Below are 17,941 nucleotides of genomic sequence, written 5' to 3'. Positions count from 1 at the left end.
TCGGGTCTGCAATTTAATAAGAAACGGTTTCTGTAAAGAAACCGTTTTTTTTATCTATTAAGGTCATTACGGGCAAATAGCGCTGTGATAACCACATTTTCAATGTAATAAGCAAGATGTTGCTCACACTAATCAACATTCAAGTCGCATACTATCTCTCATATACACAATTTTAATAGGGCTTTGTTTTTATTTATCCAGACAGGCCGTAGCCAGATTTTTAATTTGTGAAATGGTGTGCTTATGTGTGAAGAATATGTTGAAAGACCGCTTTATTTGTTAATTGCCGATTGGATCAGGGCTGAAGATCGTTGGGTCACGGCAAAAGAAATCTCCCTCCATTTTAATATTGAACACTGCAAAGCAATTAATACGCTCTCCTATATTCTGTCTGAAGTGGGAGAAATTGTTTGTGAAGTTAAGATGATCCCTAACCAGATTGCAGGCCGGGGCTGTCAGTGCCAGCGTCTGGTGAAAGTCGTGAGTATTGATTCTCATCTCTACAGCAGATTGAATCACAATTTGCAGGATAAAAAAGTGAGCGTAGGGAAAATGCCGCGTATGTCGGCTGTACCGCCAACAGAGCTTAATCGCGAGCAGAAATGGCAGATGATGCTGTCAAAAAGTATGCGTCGCTAATTGTAAGTTTGCCTGATGGCGGCATAAACGGTAATTGACTCGTAGGCCGGATAAGCGTGAGCGCATCCGGCATCAATTACTGTGCTGATTTGGGCTTCACATCCGTTGTGCCTTTCAGACGCGGGCGGTTTTTATCAATCTGCGTTAACGGCTGTGTTTCGCGTAACCCTACCCGACAGCGAACCGCGAGATCCTGATACTCTTTGGTGTTCAGCCGCTTCCAGTGCAGCTCCTGGTCTGTCACCTCTCGCAGCACGCGGGCAGGTGAACCGACCAGCATTTGCCTTGCCTCGCCGGTAAATCCGGCTTTAACAAAGCTCATGGCGGCGACAATGCTCTCTTCGCCAATTGTTGCGCCGTCCATTATGACGCTGTTCATGCCAACCAGCGCGTCCCGGCCAATGACGCAGCCGTGCAGGATTGCACCATGTCCGATGTGTCCATTCTCATGCACGATGGTGTCGGTGTCACAGTAGCCGTGCATGATGCAACCATCCTGAAGATTCGAGCCTGCTTCAAGGATCAGGCGGCCATAGTCGCCGCGCAGCGAGGCAAGAGGACCGATATATACGCCAGCACCGACGATCACATCGCCAATCAGCACTGCGCTAGGATGGACATACGCCTGTGGGTGTACCACCGGGATCAGGCCTTCAAACGCATAATAACTCACGATATTCCTCAGTTGTTTTTGCCGGATAACGCGGCCTACGAGTGTGCATTTTTTGTAGGCCGGATAAGCAAAGCGCCATCCGGCCTCAGCACATTAACGACCTTTCCACACCGGATCGCGTTTTTCAGCAAATGCCTGCGGTCCTTCGAGCGCATCCTCAGAGTGCAGTACGGATGGGTAATACTTCAGCACGCCGCTGCGGATGTAGCGGTAGCCTTCTTCTACCGGCATTTCGCTGGTCGCGCGGTAAATCTCTTTCAGCGCGGCGATGGCCAACGGGGCGCTATTCACCAGCTGCTGCGCCAGTTCGCGGGCGCTGTCCATCAGTTCAACCTGGCTGACGACGCGGTTCACAATCCCCCAGCGCAGTGCTTCTTCGGCGCTCATTCGTCTGCCGGTCATCACCATTTCGTTGACGATAGCAGGCGGCAGCAGCTTCGGCAGACGCAGCACGCCGCCGCTGTCTGGCACGATACCAAGCTTGGCTTCCGGTAGCGCAAAGCTGGCGTTTTCCGCACAGATGATAAAATCTGCCGCCAGCGCTAGCTCGAATCCGCCGCCGAAGGCATAGCCGTTTACTGCGGCGATGACCGGCTTGTCGAGATCAAATATTTCCGTTAAACCGGCAAAACCGCCGGGACCAAAATCGGCATCCGGCGCTTCACCTTCTGCTGCCGCTTTTAGGTCCCAGCCCGCAGAAAAGAATTTCTCGCCGCCGCCGGTGATAATCGCCACGCGCAATTCCGGGTCATCGCGGAAATGAAGAAAAGCCTCACCCATGGCAAAACTGGTTTTGGCGTCAATGGCATTCGCTTTGGGCCTGTCTAATGTAATTTCCAGAATCGGGCCGTTACGGGTCAGATGTAATGATTCACTCATAGCTCATCTCCAAAAAATAGATTTGCCGACAGGAGGCATTCCTGGCGGAGGATTTATTTCAGATTTTTTTTGATTATTTTTCCGGAACAATTACGCGGCAGGTCGGTTCTTATCTCCAAAAACGAGGGAACCTTAAACTTCGCCATATTGCCTTCGCAGAAACTGAAAAATTCCGCTTCGCTTAATGTTTCCCCCTCATTCAATACGATAAAGGCTTTAATCGCCTCATCGCGGATAGCGTCTTTAATACCGACAATGACAATGTCCTGAATTTTAGGGTGAGCAGCGATTATATTTTCCAGCTCGACGCAGGAAACATTTTCCCCACCGCGTTTAATCATGTTGCAGCGCCGGTCAACGAAATAGAAAAAGCCGTCTTCATCCCGGTAGCCGGAATCACCGGTATGCAACCAGCCGTCCGGCTCCAGCGCGTTGGCCGTGGCCTGTGGCTGTGCGTAGTACTCTTTAAATATCGTTTTACCCGGCACGCCTTTAATGCAGATTTCGCCAATCTCTCCGGCAGGTAACGGCTGATTATGATCGTCGCGGATTTCGGCTTCATAGCTAAAGCCCACGCGGCCAATGGAAGGCCAGCGCCGTTGGTCACCGGGGCGGTCACCAATAATACCGACGATGGTTTCCGTCATGCCGTAGGAGGTCAGCAGCCTGACGCCAAAGCGCGCGATAAAATCATCTTTTTCCTGCACCGACAAATTGAGGTAGAACATCACTTCGCGCAGCTTGTGCTGCCTGTCAGTCGGGCTTGCGGGCTGTACCATCAGGGTGCGGATCATCATCGGAATGCATTCCGTCACCGTCGCCTGATATTTGCGTACCTGGTCCCAGAAGGCCCGGGCGCTGTATTTCTCTATCAGCACAAAGGTACTGCCTGCGGAAAAAGCCGCCATGGCTGCCGTACACTGGCAGTCAATATGGAAAGCGGGCATGACCGTCAGGTAGACGTCGTCATCGCGCAGGGCGCACTGCCAGGCGGAGTAGTAACCGGCAAAACGCAGGTTATAGTGGGTAATCACCACCCCTTTGGGACGCGAGGTGGTGCCTGAGGTAAACAGAATTTCTGCCGTGTCATCAGTGGATAACGGTGGTGTATAGCACAGCGTTGTCGGCTGCTGGTCCTTGAGCTGAGAAAAATGGCTCACGCCATCGTCAGCCGGAACCTGCTCTCCGATAAGACAAATGTGATTAAGCGGGGTGGTATTTTCCCGTTTTATCTGGCGGTACATTGGATAAAACTGAGCGCTGGTGACCAGCAGGCTGACCTGGCTGTTTTGCAGGATCCAGGCGCTTTCTTCCCCCAGCAAGCGGGCGTTAATCGGTACCATCACGGCGCCAATTTTTGCCAGCCCAAACCAGCAAAAAATGAACTCCGGGCAGTTATCCAGATGTAATGCGACCTTATCGCCTTTGCGTATGCCCAATGAATGAAAAAGGTTCGCCGTACGGTTAATCTCTTCATTAAGTGAGGCATAGCTAAACTGCCGAACGTTTCCTTCGCAGGATTCGAAAATAAGTGCTGCTTTATCTCCGTACACCCCGGCCAGGTCGTCCCACATCTGACGTAAGTTTTGTCTGCCAACGATATCCATTTTACCTTATCCACTGAAATCAGGCGTGAGCGCTAACCCGCAAAGCCGGTCAGCGCATCGCGTTTAATCCTCAACCCTGGCCAGGCCTTTGCCGACCAGCTCATTAATGTCTGCTTCGCTGTAACCGATATTTTTCAGAATGGCGGCGGTATCCATGCCGTGTGACGGCATGCCACGCCAGATTTTCCCTGGGTTATTTTTGAATTTCGGCATGATGTTGGGGCCTTTACAGGTGCGACCGTCCATCGTTTGCCACTGGGTAATAGATTCACGGGCTACGTACTGCGGGTTGTCTTCCAGTTCCGGGATCGTCAGTACTTTCGCGCAGGCGATATTCAGTTCGGCAAATCGCGCCTGAACGTCTGCAATAGTATGTTCTGCCAGCCAGGCATCCAGTTTCTCTTCGACTAACGGGCCGTACGGACACTCAACACGATGGATGAGCTGCGTGCCTTCCGGAACTTCTGGCGTTCCGAGAATGTGCGCCAGACCAATATCCTTAAAGCATTCGTTGATTTGCGTAATGCCAACCAGCTCCATCACGATGTAGCCGTCGGCGCATTTATACAGGCCGCAACCGGCGTAGTAGGGGTCTTTACCTTTGGTCATACGCGGGCAAACTTCACCGCCGTTGAAGTAATCCATCATGAAGTACTGGCCCATACGCAGCATGACTTCGTACATGGCAATATCAATACTTTCGCCTTTACCCGTTTCGCGCACTTTATACAGAGCAGCCAGGGCTGCCGTGGTGGCTGTCATGCCGGAGAAGTAATCGGCGGTGTACGGGAAGGCTGGCATCGGCTGGTCAACGTCGCCGTTTTGAATCAGATAACCGCTGAACGCCTGGGCGATGGTATTGTACGCCGGGAGGTTGGTGTACTCATCGGTGCCATACTGGCCGAAGCCGGAGAGGTGAGCGATAACCAGCTTCGGGTTATGCTCCCATAAAACCTCATCGGTAATACCGCGGCGGGCAAAGGCCGGACCTTTACTGGCTTCAATGAAAATGTCGGTGGTTTCCATGAGCTTCAGAAACGCTTCCCGGCCTTCATCTTTGAAAATATTGAGTGACAGGGCGTGCAGGTTGCGGCGTGACAGCTGCGGGTAGTTGGGTTGCACGCGGATGGTATCGGCCCAGGCGACGTTTTCAATCCAGATAACCTCAGCGCCCCATTCGGCAAACATCTGTCCGGCGAACGGCCCGGCGATTTCGATCCCTGAAAAGACAACGCGTACGCCGGCAAGCGGCCCAAATGCAGGCATTGGTAAATGGTCCATAATGTAACTCCTGGCAGTTAGTTGTAGGCCGGATAGGCGAAGCGCCATCCGGCATCCCACTTAGCGGTATTGCTTGAGTACCGCACGACCCAACGTCAGGATCTGCATTTCATCAGAGCCACCGGAAACACGGTCAACACGCAGGTCACGCCAGAAGCGCGTGATGCGATGATTGCCCGCAATACCCACACCGCCGAGTACCTGCATGGAGCTGTCCACGACCTCAAACGCGGCGTTAGCGCAGAAGTATTTGCACATTGCTGCATCACCCGAGGTAATGGTGCCGTTATCTGCTTTCCACGCGGCTTCCAGCAGCATGTTTTTCATGGAGTTCAGTTTGATCGCCATATGCGCAAACTTCTCCTGAATGAGCTGGAAACGACCGATTGCTTCGCCAAACTGGACGCGTTGATTGGCGTAGCGCGCCGCATCTTCAAAGGCGCACATTGCTGTACCGTAGTTGGTCAGGGCGACGAGGAAACGTTCGTGGTCAAACTCTTCTTTCACGCGGTTAAAGCCATTACCTTCCCGACCGAACATGTCTTTTTCATCCAGTTCGACGTCATCAAAGGTAATTTCACAGCAACTGTCCATGCGCAGGCCGAGTTTCTCCAGCTTATTGACTTTGATACCGGCTTTCGTCATGTCAACAAACCACTCGGTGTAAATCGGTTTATCCGGCGATGCACCATCACGAGCCATCACCACGATATACGGGGTATAGGCGCTACTGGTGATAAAGCACTTACTGCCATTAAGATAAACCTTACCATCTTTGCGTGTATAAGTGGTTTTCAGACTGCCAACATCCGATCCAGCTCCCGGTTCTGTGATAGCGGAGTTCCACATCTGCTTACCGGTGCCCTGGAACGCCATGATTTTATCAATTTGTTCCTGGGTGCCTTCACGCAGGAAAGTGTTAAAACCTCCCGGCAATTGATACAGCACGTAAGTCGGTGCGCCAAGGCGACCTAATTCCATCCACACCGCGGCAACGGTGACGAAACCGGCTTCCAGACCGCCGTGTTCTTCCGGGATCAGCAGGCTGTCGATGCCCATATCCGCCAGCGCTTTTACAAAACGTTCTGGGTAGACGCTGTCACGATCGCACTCGGCAAAGTAAGCTTCCCAGTTCTCACTGGCCATCAGTTCACGAATACCTGCGACAAACAGTTCCTGCTCGTCATTCAAATTGAAATCCATCTTCAAGCCTCTTCAGTAATGGGTTAATTAAACTTACTTGTCTTTCCAGTGCACTTTGGCGTCTTTAATAAAGGACAGCGTGACCATAATGTTGACGAAGAACAGCGGGCATCCTCCGGCAATAATCGCCGTCTGGATGGGCTTCAGTCCGCCCAGCGCCAGCAGAACAATACCGATGACGCCGACCAGTACCGACCAGCCGATACGGATTAACAGCGGCGGTTCTTCACCGTCGCGAACTTCGCGGCAGGTGGACATCGCCAGGGTGTAAGAGCAGGCGTTAATCAGCGTGACGGTGGCAATAAAGCAGAGGATAAAGAATCCCCACATGGTGGCGGTGCTGAACGGCAATGCGGCCCAGGTTTCGATGATGGCGCGCGCCACGCCGTGTTGCTCAATCAGTTGTGGGATGTTGACAATATTTTTATCCATCAACAGCAGCGTGTTGCTGCCAAGGACCGTCCACAGGATCCAGGTGGAAGCAGTCAGACCCAGTACCATGCCGAAGCACAGTTCACGTACGGTACGGCCGCGAGAAATACGGGCGAGGAAGATGCTCATCTGGATGGCGTAAATCACCCACCATGCCCAGTAGAAGACAGTCCAGCCCTGCGGGAAGCCGCCTTTACCGATAGCGTCGGTATAGAACAGCATGCGCGGTAAATACATCATCAGCATGCCGACGGAGTCGGTGAAGTAGTTCATGATGAAGCTGGCACCGCTGACGATAAACACCCAGCCCAGCATCAGGAAACTCAGGTAGCTACGAATGTCGCTGGCGATCTTCACCCCTTTTTGCAGACCACAGGCCACGCAAATGGCGTTCAGAATGATCCAGCAGGTAATGATGATGGCGTCTAATTGCAGGGTATGCGGAATGCCGAACAGATACTGGATACACTCGGTCACCAGCGGTGTAGCCAGACCGAGGCTGGTCCCCATCGCGAAGATCAGCGCGACCAGATAGAAGTTATCGACGATGGTGCCGAATAACCCTTTAGCGTGTTTCTCGCCAACTAACGGTACCAGTGTGGAGCTGGGACGGATGACGTCCATCTTGCGCACAAAGAAGAAGTAGGCGAAGGCCACAGAAAGGAAGCTATAGGTTGCCCACGGCAGCGGCCCCCAGTGGAACAGGCTGTACGCCAGACCGAGTTCTTTCGCGCCGGTGGAGTTAGGCGCGAGAGCAAAGGGTGGGGTGGAGATATAGTAGTAAATCTCTATTGAACCCCAGAACAGCACGGCAGCCGATGTACAGGAGGCGAACATCATAAATATCCAGCTGGTGGTGCTAAACTCCGGTTTTTCATCACCTAATTTCTTTTTGGCATACGGGCCAAAGACCAACCAGAACCAGCCGAACAGCATGATCACCATGTACCATTCAAATGCCCAGCCCCAGACATTGGTGACGTAACTGAATACCGCATTAATAACCACATTCGCGGCATCAAGATCTCTTACTGTTAGCCAACAAAGTATTCCGACAATTATTAATGGCGGGAAAAAAACCTTTGGTTCTATTCCCGATTTCTTCTTTTCATTTTTCATAAGTGAATTCCAGTGTGAAAACGAAATTTATTTAGCGTTCCCGATTGTGCTGTTTTGTATATTTATTATTAATAATTTGTTGATAACTATTTAACCTCTGGGGCGCCTCTGTGAGTAACTCATAATGGGTATTCGTTAGCGGTGGTTCTGTTATGTGTGTCACACTTTTTTATGCTGGCTATTTTGTTGGATTTTTTGTTGTTTGTTGTTTTAAATCAGTATTTTGGTGTTGGTTTTTTAAGTTTTATAAGTCGTTGTCTTTCAATATTGTTGAACCAGCAAGCAATATTGAAAACTTTCATATTTGACAGGTGATTTTCAATATTGTTGAGATGCATAACACTATTGAAAGTTACGAATATGAATGTGTGACATTTTCAATATTGGTGATTAATGTTTTATTTCCGAATTAAAGAGCGTGATATCTGTATTTAACACAGCCGATATGAATAACGTTTCCTTCATGATTTCTGGAGATGCAATGAAGATAATTACTTGCTACAAATGCGTGCCTGACGAACAGGATATTGCGATTAATAATGCTGATGGTTCGCTGGATCTCAGCAAGGCTGATGCCAAAATCAGTCAGTACGACCTGAATGCGATTGAGGCTGCTTGCCAGTTAAAACAGCAGCTGGGAGAGGTTCAGGTTGTTGCACTGAGCGTGGGTGGCAAAGCGTTGACCAATGCTAAAGGGCGCAAAGATGTGCTTTCTCGCGGTCCGGATGAGTTGATCGTGGTGATTGACGATCAATTCGAACAGGCGCTGCCTCAGCAGACGGCGACAGCACTGGCTGCCGCGGCACAAAAATCCGGTTTTGATCTGATTATCTGTGGTGATGGATCTTCCGATCTTTATGCCCAGCAGGTCGGTCTGCTGGTGGGCGAAGCATTGAATATCCCGGCGATTAACGGTGTGAGCAAGATCCTCTCACTGGCGGATAACACCCTCACGGTAGAACGCGAGCTGGAAGATGAAATTGAAACTCTGAGCATCCCGCTGCCAGCGGTGATTGCGGTCTCTACCGACATCAACACCCCACAAATCCCTTCCATGAAAGCCATTCTTGGCGCGGCGAAAAAACCGGTTCAGGTCTGGTCGCCAGCGGATATGGCGCTAAATAGTGTGGATGTGTATTCCGCCCAACAGGTTGCTGCACCGAAGCAACGCGAGCGTCAGCGCGTTGTGATTGAAGGTGACGGTGAAGAACAGATCGCCGCGTTTGTCGAGAACCTGCGCAAAATCATTTAATTATCAGGGGATGTTATGAACAAGTTTTCCAGTGTCTGGGTATTCAGTGATACCCCTTCTCGTCTGCCGGAGCTGATGAAGGGTGCGCAGGCTTTAGGTGAGTCAATCAACACGTTCGTACTGAGCGAGGCTGACAGTGCGGCAGCAATCCAGCTGGGCGCCAACCATGTCTGGCTGCTCAGCGGTAAACCCGATGACCGTATGATCGAAGATTATGCGGATGTGATGGCCCAGACCATTCGTCAGCACAGTGAAGGTGGCGCGGTACTGCTGCCGAATACTCGTCGCGGCAAACTGCTGGCAGCAAAGCTGGGCTTTCGTTTGTCGGCTGCGGTGTCTAACGATGCCAGCTCGGTGACGTTGCAGGACGGCAATGTGGCGGTCAAACATATGGTGTATGGCGGTCTGGCAATGGGGGCGGAAACCATCGCCTCGCCATTTGCGGTGATCACGCTCAGCAGCGGAACGTTTGACGCGATGCAGCCAGAGGCATCCCGCATCGGTGAGAAGCATGAGGTGCAGTGGCAGGCTCCGGCCGTCGCGGTCACCCGTACCGCCACGCAAGCGCGCAAGAGCAACAGCGTCGATCTCGACAAAGCGCGACTGGTGGTCAGCGTGGGACGCGGTATTGGCAGCAAAGAGAATATCTCGCTGGCGGAAGCGCTGTGCCAGGCCATGGGCGCTGAGCTGGCTTGCTCCCGTCCGGTGGCTGAAAACGAGAAGTGGATGGAGCACGAACGCTACGTTGGGATCTCCAACTTGATGCTCAAGCCCGACCTGTATCTGGCGGTGGGGATCTCCGGGCAGATCCAGCACATGGTTGGCGCGAACGGCGCACAGACGATTTTTGCCATCAATAAAGATAAGAATGCCCCGATTTTCCAGTACGCCGACTTTGGCATCGTTGGCGATGCGCTGAAGATCCTGCCTGCGCTGACGGCCGCATTAGCGCGCTAAACCATTCCGGGCAGAGTACGAAAGTACTCTGCCGCTGAGAGGAGTTGTATATGTCCGAAGATATCTTTGATGCCATCATCGTGGGTGCAGGGCTGGCCGGCTCGGTTGCGGCGCTGGTGCTCGCTCGTGAAGGTGCACAGGTGCTGGTTATCGAGCGCGGCAATTCTGCTGGCGCGAAGAATGTCACCGGTGGGCGCATGTATGCGCACAGCATGGAGCGTATCATCCCCGGCTTTGCTGAGCATGCTCCCATTGAACGCATGATCACCCACGAAAAACTCGCCTTTATGACTGAAAAAGGGGCGATGACGATGGATTATTGCAACGGAGAAGAGGCGGCAGCGTCGCAGGTTTCTTATTCCGTATTGCGCAGTAAATTTGACGCCTGGCTGATGGAGCAGGCTGAAGAGGCGGGCGCCCAGCTGATTACCGGTATCCGCGTGGATAATGTCGTCCAGCGTGATGGTAAGGTCGTGGGTGTGGAGGCCGATGGCGATATTCTTGAAGCAAAAGTGGTGATCCTCGCTGACGGCGTGAATTCTCTTCTGGCAGAAAAGTTGGGTATGGCCAAGCGCGTTGACGCGGCACATGTGGCCGTTGGTGTGAAGGAGCTTATTGAATTGCCGAAATCGGTGATTGAAGACCGCTTTCATCTGCAGGGTAACGAAGGCGCAGCCTGTCTGTTTGCTGGGTCGCCAACTGACGGCCTGATGGGCGGTGGCTTCCTCTATACTAATGAAACCACTGTTTCTTTAGGGCTGGTATGCGGCCTTCATCACCTGAAGGACGCGAAAAAATCGGTCCCGCAAATGCTGGAAGATTTCAAACAGCACCCGGCCGTTGCCCCACTGATTGCTGGTGGCAAGCTGGTGGAATATGCCGCTCACGTAGTGCCGGAAGCCGGGATGAATATGCAGCCGGAACTGGTGGGCGACGGTGTACTGATTGCTGGTGATGCTGCCGGAATGTGTATGAACCTTGGCTTCACCATTCGCGGTATGGATTTGGCTATCTCGGCAGGCGAAGCGGCCGCTAAAACGGTACTTTCAGCCATGAAGCGTGACGACTTTAGCAAGCAAGCGCTTGCCGAATATCACCAGCATTTGGACGACGGCCCGATGCGCGATATGCGCATGTATCAGAAGCTGCCTGCGTTCCTCGATAATCCCCGCATGTTTACCGCCTATCCAGAAATGGTAGTGAATATCGCCCGCGACCTGTTTACCGTGGATGGTTCAGCGCCGGTCCCGATGCGTAAAACATTGCTGCGTCATGCGAAGAAAGTGGGCTTCATCAACCTGATGAAGGATGGCCTTAAAGGAGTGACCGTATTATGACTTCTCCCGTCAATGTAGACGTCAAACTGGGCGTCAATAAATTCAATGTCGATGAAGAAAGCCCGCACATCATTCTGAAAACTCAGCCCGATAAACAGGTGCTGGAGGTGCTGATCAAAGCCTGCCCGGCCGGCTTGTACAAAAAACAGGATGACGGCAGCGTGCGCTTTGATTACGCCGGTTGCCTGGAATGCGGCACTTGTCGAATTCTCGGACTCGATACGGCGCTGGAGAAATGGGAATACCCACGCGGCACCTTTGGTGTGGAGTTCCGCTACGGCTAAACCTGGTGCCGGATGGCGGCTTCGCCTTATCCGGCCTACAGGCACAGTACGTAGGCCTGATAAGCGCAGCGCCATCAGGCATTAAGTTAAATAAAACAGGACATCACCATGCAGCAGCCCAGGAACTTTGATGACATCAAATTCACCTCCATTCACCGGCGAATAATGCTGTGGGGAAGCGGTGGACCGTTTCTGGATGGCTATGTGCTGGTGATGATTGGCGTTGCACTGGAGCAGCTCACGCCGGCATTGAAGCTGGATGCGGAGTGGATTGGTCTGTTAGGTGCCGGGACGCTGGCCGGGCTGTTTGTCGGCACGTCGCTGTTTGGCTACATCTCCGATAAAGTCGGGCGGCGCAAAATGTTCATCATCGATATCATCGCCATTGGCGTGATATCGGCGGCGACGATGTTTGTTTCTTCTCCCGTAGAGCTGCTGGTGATGCGGGTGTTGATCGGGGTGGTCATCGGCGCAGATTATCCGATAGCCACTTCCATGATCACCGAGTTCTCCAATACCCGACAGCGCGCCTTTTCCATCGGTTTTATCGCTGCCATGTGGTATGTCGGTGCGACCTGCGCCGATCTGGTCGGCTACTGGCTGTATGATGTCGAGGGGGGATGGCGCTGGATGTTGGGGAGTGCGGTGATCCCCTGTATATTGATCCTCATTGGTCGTTTCGATCTTCCCGAGTCACCGCGATGGCTACTGCGTAAAGGGAGGGTAAAAGAGTGTGACGCGATGATGATCAAGCTGTTCGGCGAGCCGGTGGTGTTCGACGAAGAAGCACCGCAGGAAACACGCTTTCTTCAGTTGTTTAATCGCCGCCATTTCCCGTTTGTCTTATTCGTCGCCGCCATCTGGACCTGCCAGGTGATCCCGATGTTCGCTATTTATACCTTTGGTCCACAGATTGTCGGATTGCTCGGCCTCGGCGTTGGGAAAAGCGCCGCACTGGGCAACGTGGTGATTAGCCTGTGCTTTATGCTGGGCTGTATTCCACCGATGTTCTGGCTCAACAGTGCTGGTCGTAGGCCGCTGTTAATCGGCAGCTTTATTATGATGACGCTGGCGCTGGCCGTGTTAGGGCTGATTCCTGATATGGGTGTCTGGCTGGTGGTGCTGGCGTTTGCCGTATATGCGTTTTTCTCGGGAGGACCGGGGAACCTTCAGTGGTTGTACCCCAACGAGCTGTTCCCCACCGATATTCGCGCGTCCGCCGTCGGGGTGATCATGTCGCTAAGCCGGGTAGGAACCATTGTGTCTACTTGGGCGCTGCCAGTATTCATCACCAAATACGGGATCAGCCATGTGATGCTGATGGGGGCCGGGATTTCGCTGATTGGCCTGCTGGTTTCCATTGCCTTTGCGCCAGAAACGCGGGGGCTGACGCTGGCTCAGACCAGCCAAATGACGATCCGCAGTAAGCCAGCGTCGAGAGTCAGCCATTAGGAGTGTTCTGTATTTTCCCTGTTACTCAGTCAGTTAGCCTAAACTTAAACGGTATATCACTGAAAATGACTGAAAAGCAGGGAGAACACCATGCAAAAACATATTCTGATCACCTCCATTTTTACCGCAGCAGCGCTGTTCACCGTCGTCGGTTGTTCCTCCAACCAGGCGGTTAAAACAACCGACGGTAAAACCATTGTCACCAACGGCAAGCCGCAGGTGGATGATGATACAGGCCTGGTGTCGTATGAAAATGCGGAAACCGGTAAAACGGAACAAATTAACCGCGATCAAGTGAAAGATATGAGCGAACTCGACAACTAATTCAGTTTTCTCCATTCAGCTACTCAATAATATTGACTTTTAGCCTGCTGATTAACTGACTAAACTCACTGGTATTACAATAATGCAGTGATAGCAGGCTAATCATGATTCTCATCATTTATGCACATCCCTATCCGCAGCACTCGCATGCGAATAAGCGGATGCTTGAGCAGGCAAGGACGCTGGAGGGCGTAGAGGTTCGTTCGCTCTACCAGCTTTATCCCGACTTCAATATCGACATCGCCGCGGAGCAGGACGCGCTTTCACGCGCGAGCCTCATCGTCTGGCAGCATCCCATGCAGTGGTACAGCACACCGCCTCTCCTCAAACTGTGGATGGACAAAGTCCTCGCCCACGGCTGGGCGTATGGTCATGGTGGCACTGCGCTGCGCGGTAAACATTTGTTGTGGGCGGTCACCACCGGCGGCGGTGAAAATCATTTTGATATCGGCTCACACCCAGGTTTTGACGTGCTTTCTCAACCGTTGCAGGCCACGGCGTTATATTGCGGCCTGAAGTGGTTACCGCCGTTTGCGATGCACTGTACGTTCATCTGTGACGACGAAACGCTACAGGCTCAGGCGCGGCATTACAAGCAGCGCTTAATGGAGTGGCAGGAGGCACATCATGGATAGCCACACGCTGATACAGGCGCTGATATATCTTGGTTCAGCGGCGTTGATTGTGCCGATTGCGGTCCGGCTGGGGTTAGGGTCGGTACTGGGGTATCTCATTGCAGGGTGCATCATCGGCCCGTGGGGCTTAAGGCTGGTGACGGACGCCGAATCAATCCTGCACTTTGCGGAAATCGGTGTGGTGCTGATGCTGTTTGTCATCGGTCTGGAACTCGACCCACAACGTTTGTGGAAGCTGCGGGCCTCGGTGTTTGGCGGCGGTGCGCTGCAAATGGTGGTCTGCGGCGGATTAATTGGTTTGTTCTGTATGTTCCTCGGCCTGCGCTGGCAGGTGGCTGTACTGATTGGCATGACGCTGGCTCTCTCCTCGACGGCTATCGCCATGCAGGCGATGAATGAACGCAACCTGATGGTGTCGCAAATGGGCCGCAGTGCGTTTGCCGTACTGTTGTTCCAGGATATTGCCGCCATTCCGCTGGTTGCCATGATCCCGCTGCTGGCGGCGAGCGGGGCGTCAACCACGCTCGGAGCGTTTGCGCTGTCGGCGCTGAAAGTGGCCGGTGCACTGGCGTTGGTGGTGGTTCTGGGTCGTTATGTCACACGACCGGCCCTGCGTTTTGTCGCGCGCTCCGGACTGCGGGAAGTGTTCAGCGCTGTCGCCCTGTTCCTGGTTTTTGGATTCGGTTTATTGCTGGAAGAGGTGGGCCTGTCGATGGCGATGGGCGCATTCCTGGCGGGCGTTTTGCTGGCAAGCTCGGAGTATCGTCATGCGCTGGAAAGTGATATCGAACCGTTTAAAGGGTTGTTGCTGGGGCTGTTTTTCATCGGCGTCGGGATGTCTATCGACTTCGGCACGCTAATTGATAATCCGCTACGTATTATTATTCTGCTGGCGGGTTTCCTGGCAATCAAAACCATCATGCTGTGGGTGATTGCTAAGCCGTTGCAGGTGCCGAACAAGCAACGTCGCTGGTTTGCCGTATTATTAGGACAAGGGAGTGAGTTTGCCTTCGTGGTGTTTGGTGCGGCGCAAATGGCCAATGTGCTTGATCCTGAATGGGCAAAAGCGCTGACGCTGGCGGTGGCACTGTCGATGGCGGCCACGCCCATTTTGCTGGTTGTCCTGACGCGGCTGGAAAAATCGTCCACCGGTGAAGCGCGTGAGGCGGATGAAATCGATGAGGAGCAACCCCGGGTGATTATCGCCGGGTTTGGTCGATTCGGCCAGATAACCGGTCGCTTGCTGCTGTCGAGCGGGGTGAAGATGGTGGTACTTGATCATGACCCGGACCATATCGAAACGCTGCGCAAATTTGGAATGAAGGTTTTTTATGGCGATGCAACACGGATGGATCTACTGGAGTCTGCGGGGGCCGCAAAAGCGGAGGTGATCATTAATGCCATTGACGATCCGCAAACCAGTCTGCAACTGACCGAAATGGTGAAAGCACATTTCCCGCACTTGCAAATTATTGCCCGGGCGCGCGATGTTGATCATTACATTCGCTTGCGTCAGGCGGGGGTTGAGATGCCTGAGCGTGAAACCTTTGAAGGCGCGTTGAAAACCGGGCGCCTGGCGCTGGAGGGGCTGGGGCTTGGGCGCTATGAAGCACGTGAGCGGGCCGATTTATTCCGTCGTTTCAATACGCTGATGGTTGAGGAAATGGTGAAAGGTGAAAACGACGCGATTTCACGCGCGGCGGTATATAAGCGCACCAGCGCCATGTTGAGTGAAATTATTACCGAGGATCGTCAGCATTTGTCTCTGATTCAACGCCATGGCTGGCAAGGCACGGATGAAGGTAAACATACGGGAGACGTCGCAGATGAGCCGGAAGTGAAACCGTCAACATAGGGTAAAAAATGTGATGTTCTGCAAACTTTACTGCTAATTGACTGTTTTTGAACTACTGTAATGCTGGCAGCCCACTAAGAAGTCACGGACTCGCCAGCAGAACAGAAAATTTTCCTGCACATCTTCCTTTGGCTAGTCGACGAAAGAATGCGCTTTCCGTATAGTGGCGACAATTTTTTTGTATCCGGGAATTATTCAATGATCAGTCTGATTGCGGCGTTAGCGGTAGATCGCGTCATCGGTATGGAAAACGCCATGCCGTGGAACCTCCCTGCCGATCTCGCCTGGTTTAAACGTAACACCTTAAATAAGCCGGTTATTATGGGGCGCCATACCTGGGAATCCATCGGCCGACCGTTGCCAGGGCGTAAAAATATCGTCATCAGCAGCAAGCCGGGCACCGACGATCGCGTGCAGTGGGTGAAGTCTGTTGATGAGGCGATTGCTGCCTGTGGCGATGAACCCGAGATTATGGTGATTGGCGGTGGGCGCGTGTATGAGCAGTTCCTGCCTAAAGCACAGAAGCTGTATCTGACGCATATCGATGCAGAAGTCGAAGGGGATACGCATTTTCCGGACTACGAGCCGGATGACTGGGAATCCGTTTTTAGCGAATTCCACGATGCCGACGCGCAAAACTCACACAGCTATTGCTTCGAAGTTCTGGAACGTCGTTAATCATGTAATTGCCGGATGGCGGCGAAACGCCTTATCAGGCCTACATCCGGCACTGGAGTAGGCCTGATAAGCGTAGCGCCATCAGGCATAAACATTTCAGGCGTTTACCGCCTCGCCGGGATCCAGCTTCAGATGGCGATTTGACGGCTGAGTAAAGTACTGTTTGTCTTCCCAGCGCAGACAGGTGAGATCCCCGCCCCAACAGCAGCCTGTATCCAGCGCGTAAACCCCTTCCGGCGTCCCTTTACCCTCCAGCGAGGCCCAGTGCCCAAAGGCAATGCTATAGGCGTCACTGACCGGGCCTGGGATGGCAAACCACGGTTTCAGTGGAGCGGGCGCGTCTTCCGGCGACTCTTTGCTGTACATATCCAGCTGGCCATTCGGGAAACAGTAACGCATGCGGGTAAAGGCGTTAGTAATAAAACGTAGGCGTGCCAATCCGGTCAGTTCCGGCGTCCAGTTATTTGGCATGTCGCCATACATGGCATCAAGAAAGAACGGGTACGAGTCGCTCGACAGCACGGCTTCGACATCGCGGGCGCAGTCTTTCGCGGTTTGGAGATCCCACTGTGGTGTAATCCCGGCATGCGCCATCACCAGCTTCTTCTCTTCATCAACCTGTAACAGCGGTTGGCGACGTAGCCAGTTCAGCAGAGAATCCGCATCCGGGGCATCGAGTAGCGGCGTGAGCCGGTCTTTGGGTTTATTCCGGCTGATGCCTGCAAATACGGCCAGCAGGTGCAAATCGTGATTACCTAAGACTAACCTTACGCTGTCGCCGAGCGATTTGACATAACGCAGTACGTCAAGCGAGCCGGGGCCACGCGCGACCAGGTCGCCTGTGAGCCATAAGGTATCTTTCCCAGGGGCAAAATTGACTTGATGCAGCAATGCGATCAGTTCGTCGTAACAACCGTGAACGTCGCCAATGAGGTATGTTGCCATAGCTATTGTTTTAGTGGATGAGCGTTGGAACGGCGAGCCTGAATACGGGAATATCGATGGTAAAGGCAACGCCTTTCTCATCGATCATTTCGTAATGACCCTGCATGGTGCCCAGCGGGGTTTCAATCACCGCGCCGCTGGTATATTGGTACTCTTCACCGGGATCAATGTGGGGCTGAACGCCAACCACACCTTCACCCTGAACTTCGGTTTCACGGCCATGACCATTGGTAATCAACCAGTAACGTCCCAACAGTTGCACCGGCGCTCGCCCCAAATTGCGGATGGTTACGGTATAGGCAAAAACGTAACGTTCATCATCAGGTGAGGATTGCGCCTCAATATAGACGCTTTGTACCTGAATACACACTCGGGGCGAATTGATCATG

The 17,941-nt window shown here is 52.8% G+C and carries 18 protein-coding genes; 10 read left to right on the top strand and 8 right to left on the bottom strand.

Going from position 1 to position 17,941, the window contains the following annotated elements:
- Positions 1-243: 243 nt before the first annotated feature.
- Positions 244-639: a carnitine metabolism transcriptional regulator CaiF gene (caiF, locus tag IB214_RS20515; RefSeq protein WP_096758355.1), complete on the top strand. Its 396-nt coding sequence runs from the start codon at positions 244-246 to the stop codon at positions 637-639.
- A 76-nt stretch (positions 640-715) separates the two neighbouring features.
- On the opposite strand, the gene caiE is transcribed toward caiF, so the two are convergent.
- The 6 genes from caiE to caiT form a co-directional block, all read right to left on the bottom strand.
- Complete coding sequence (gene caiE, locus IB214_RS20510; protein WP_117342338.1) at positions 716-1,312, bottom strand: carnitine operon protein CaiE; 597 nt, start codon at positions 1,310-1,312, stop codon at positions 716-718.
- A gap of 93 nt (positions 1,313-1,405) precedes the next feature.
- Positions 1,406-2,191: a crotonobetainyl-CoA hydratase gene (gene caiD, locus IB214_RS20505; protein ID WP_117342337.1), complete on the bottom strand. Its 786-nt coding sequence runs from the start codon at positions 2,189-2,191 to the stop codon at positions 1,406-1,408.
- 53 nt (positions 2,192-2,244) lie between these two features.
- Positions 2,245-3,798: a crotonobetaine/carnitine-CoA ligase gene (gene caiC / locus IB214_RS20500; RefSeq protein WP_117342336.1), complete on the bottom strand. Its 1,554-nt coding sequence runs from the start codon at positions 3,796-3,798 to the stop codon at positions 2,245-2,247.
- Positions 3,799-3,861: 63 nt separating this feature from the next.
- Positions 3,862-5,079: an L-carnitine CoA-transferase gene (gene caiB, locus IB214_RS20495; RefSeq protein ID WP_115259491.1), complete on the bottom strand. Its 1,218-nt coding sequence runs from the start codon at positions 5,077-5,079 to the stop codon at positions 3,862-3,864.
- 60 nt (positions 5,080-5,139) lie between these two features.
- Positions 5,140-6,282, bottom strand: a complete 1,143-nt coding sequence (gene caiA / locus IB214_RS20490) for a crotonobetainyl-CoA dehydrogenase (protein WP_117342335.1) — start codon at positions 6,280-6,282, stop codon at positions 5,140-5,142.
- Between the two features lie 33 nt (positions 6,283-6,315).
- Positions 6,316-7,833, bottom strand: a complete 1,518-nt coding sequence (gene caiT / locus IB214_RS20485; RefSeq protein WP_096758349.1) for an L-carnitine/gamma-butyrobetaine antiporter — start codon at positions 7,831-7,833, stop codon at positions 6,316-6,318.
- Between the two features lie 481 nt (positions 7,834-8,314).
- Here caiT and IB214_RS20480 point away from each other — a divergent pair, with 481 nt between their 5' ends.
- The 9 genes from IB214_RS20480 (at position 8,315) to folA (ending at position 16,607) form a co-directional block, all read left to right on the top strand.
- Entirely contained in the window at positions 8,315-9,085 is a 771-nt protein-coding gene (locus IB214_RS20480; RefSeq protein ID WP_117342334.1) for an electron transfer flavoprotein FixA, read from the top strand.
- 15 nt (positions 9,086-9,100) lie between these two features.
- A complete protein-coding gene (locus tag IB214_RS20475) occupies positions 9,101-10,042 on the top strand; it encodes an electron transfer flavoprotein subunit alpha/FixB family protein (protein WP_115259489.1) in 942 nt (313 codons plus the stop codon).
- A 50-nt stretch (positions 10,043-10,092) separates the two neighbouring features.
- Positions 10,093-11,379, top strand: coding sequence for an FAD-dependent oxidoreductase (locus IB214_RS20470; RefSeq protein ID WP_117342333.1), 1,287 nt, complete (start codon positions 10,093-10,095; stop codon positions 11,377-11,379).
- Positions 11,376-11,663: a ferredoxin-like protein FixX gene (gene fixX / locus IB214_RS20465; RefSeq protein ID WP_096758345.1), complete on the top strand. Its 288-nt coding sequence runs from the start codon at positions 11,376-11,378 to the stop codon at positions 11,661-11,663. The genes IB214_RS20470 and fixX overlap by 4 nt, the downstream gene beginning before the upstream one ends.
- A gap of 108 nt (positions 11,664-11,771) precedes the next feature.
- Positions 11,772-13,115, top strand: a complete 1,344-nt coding sequence (locus tag IB214_RS20460; RefSeq protein ID WP_117342332.1) for an MFS transporter — start codon at positions 11,772-11,774, stop codon at positions 13,113-13,115.
- 90 nt (positions 13,116-13,205) lie between these two features.
- Positions 13,206-13,439, top strand: coding sequence for a YgdI/YgdR family lipoprotein (locus IB214_RS20455; protein ID WP_096758343.1), 234 nt, complete (start codon positions 13,206-13,208; stop codon positions 13,437-13,439).
- 104 nt (positions 13,440-13,543) lie between these two features.
- Positions 13,544-14,074: a glutathione-regulated potassium-efflux system oxidoreductase KefF gene (kefF, locus tag IB214_RS20450; protein ID WP_115259486.1), complete on the top strand. Its 531-nt coding sequence runs from the start codon at positions 13,544-13,546 to the stop codon at positions 14,072-14,074.
- On the top strand, positions 14,067-15,929 hold the full coding sequence (gene kefC / locus IB214_RS20445; RefSeq protein ID WP_115259485.1) for a glutathione-regulated potassium-efflux system protein KefC: 1,863 nt from the start codon (positions 14,067-14,069) through the stop codon (positions 15,927-15,929). The genes kefF and kefC overlap by 8 nt, the downstream gene beginning before the upstream one ends.
- Positions 15,930-16,127: 198 nt before the next feature.
- Positions 16,128-16,607 carry a type 3 dihydrofolate reductase gene (gene folA / locus IB214_RS20440; protein WP_117342331.1) on the top strand — a complete coding sequence of 160 codons (480 nt, stop codon included), beginning with the start codon at positions 16,128-16,130 and terminating at the stop codon, positions 16,605-16,607.
- 96 nt (positions 16,608-16,703) lie between these two features.
- Here folA and apaH read toward each other — a convergent pair whose 3' ends face one another.
- Positions 16,704-17,552 (bottom strand): bis(5'-nucleosyl)-tetraphosphatase (symmetrical) ApaH, encoded by an 849-nt coding sequence (gene apaH, locus IB214_RS20435; RefSeq protein WP_115259484.1) that lies wholly within the window; start codon positions 17,550-17,552, stop codon positions 16,704-16,706.
- A 10-nt stretch (positions 17,553-17,562) separates the two neighbouring features.
- A complete protein-coding gene (gene apaG / locus IB214_RS20430; RefSeq protein ID WP_096758338.1) occupies positions 17,563-17,940 on the bottom strand; it encodes a Co2+/Mg2+ efflux protein ApaG in 378 nt (125 codons plus the stop codon).
- Between the last annotated feature and the right edge of the window lies 1 nt (position 17,941).

This window comes from Citrobacter sp. C1, assembly GCF_014596895.2.
GTDB lineage: Bacteria > Pseudomonadota > Gammaproteobacteria > Enterobacterales > Enterobacteriaceae > Citrobacter > Citrobacter gillenii.
This window is presented reverse-complemented; position numbering and strand designations above follow the sequence as displayed.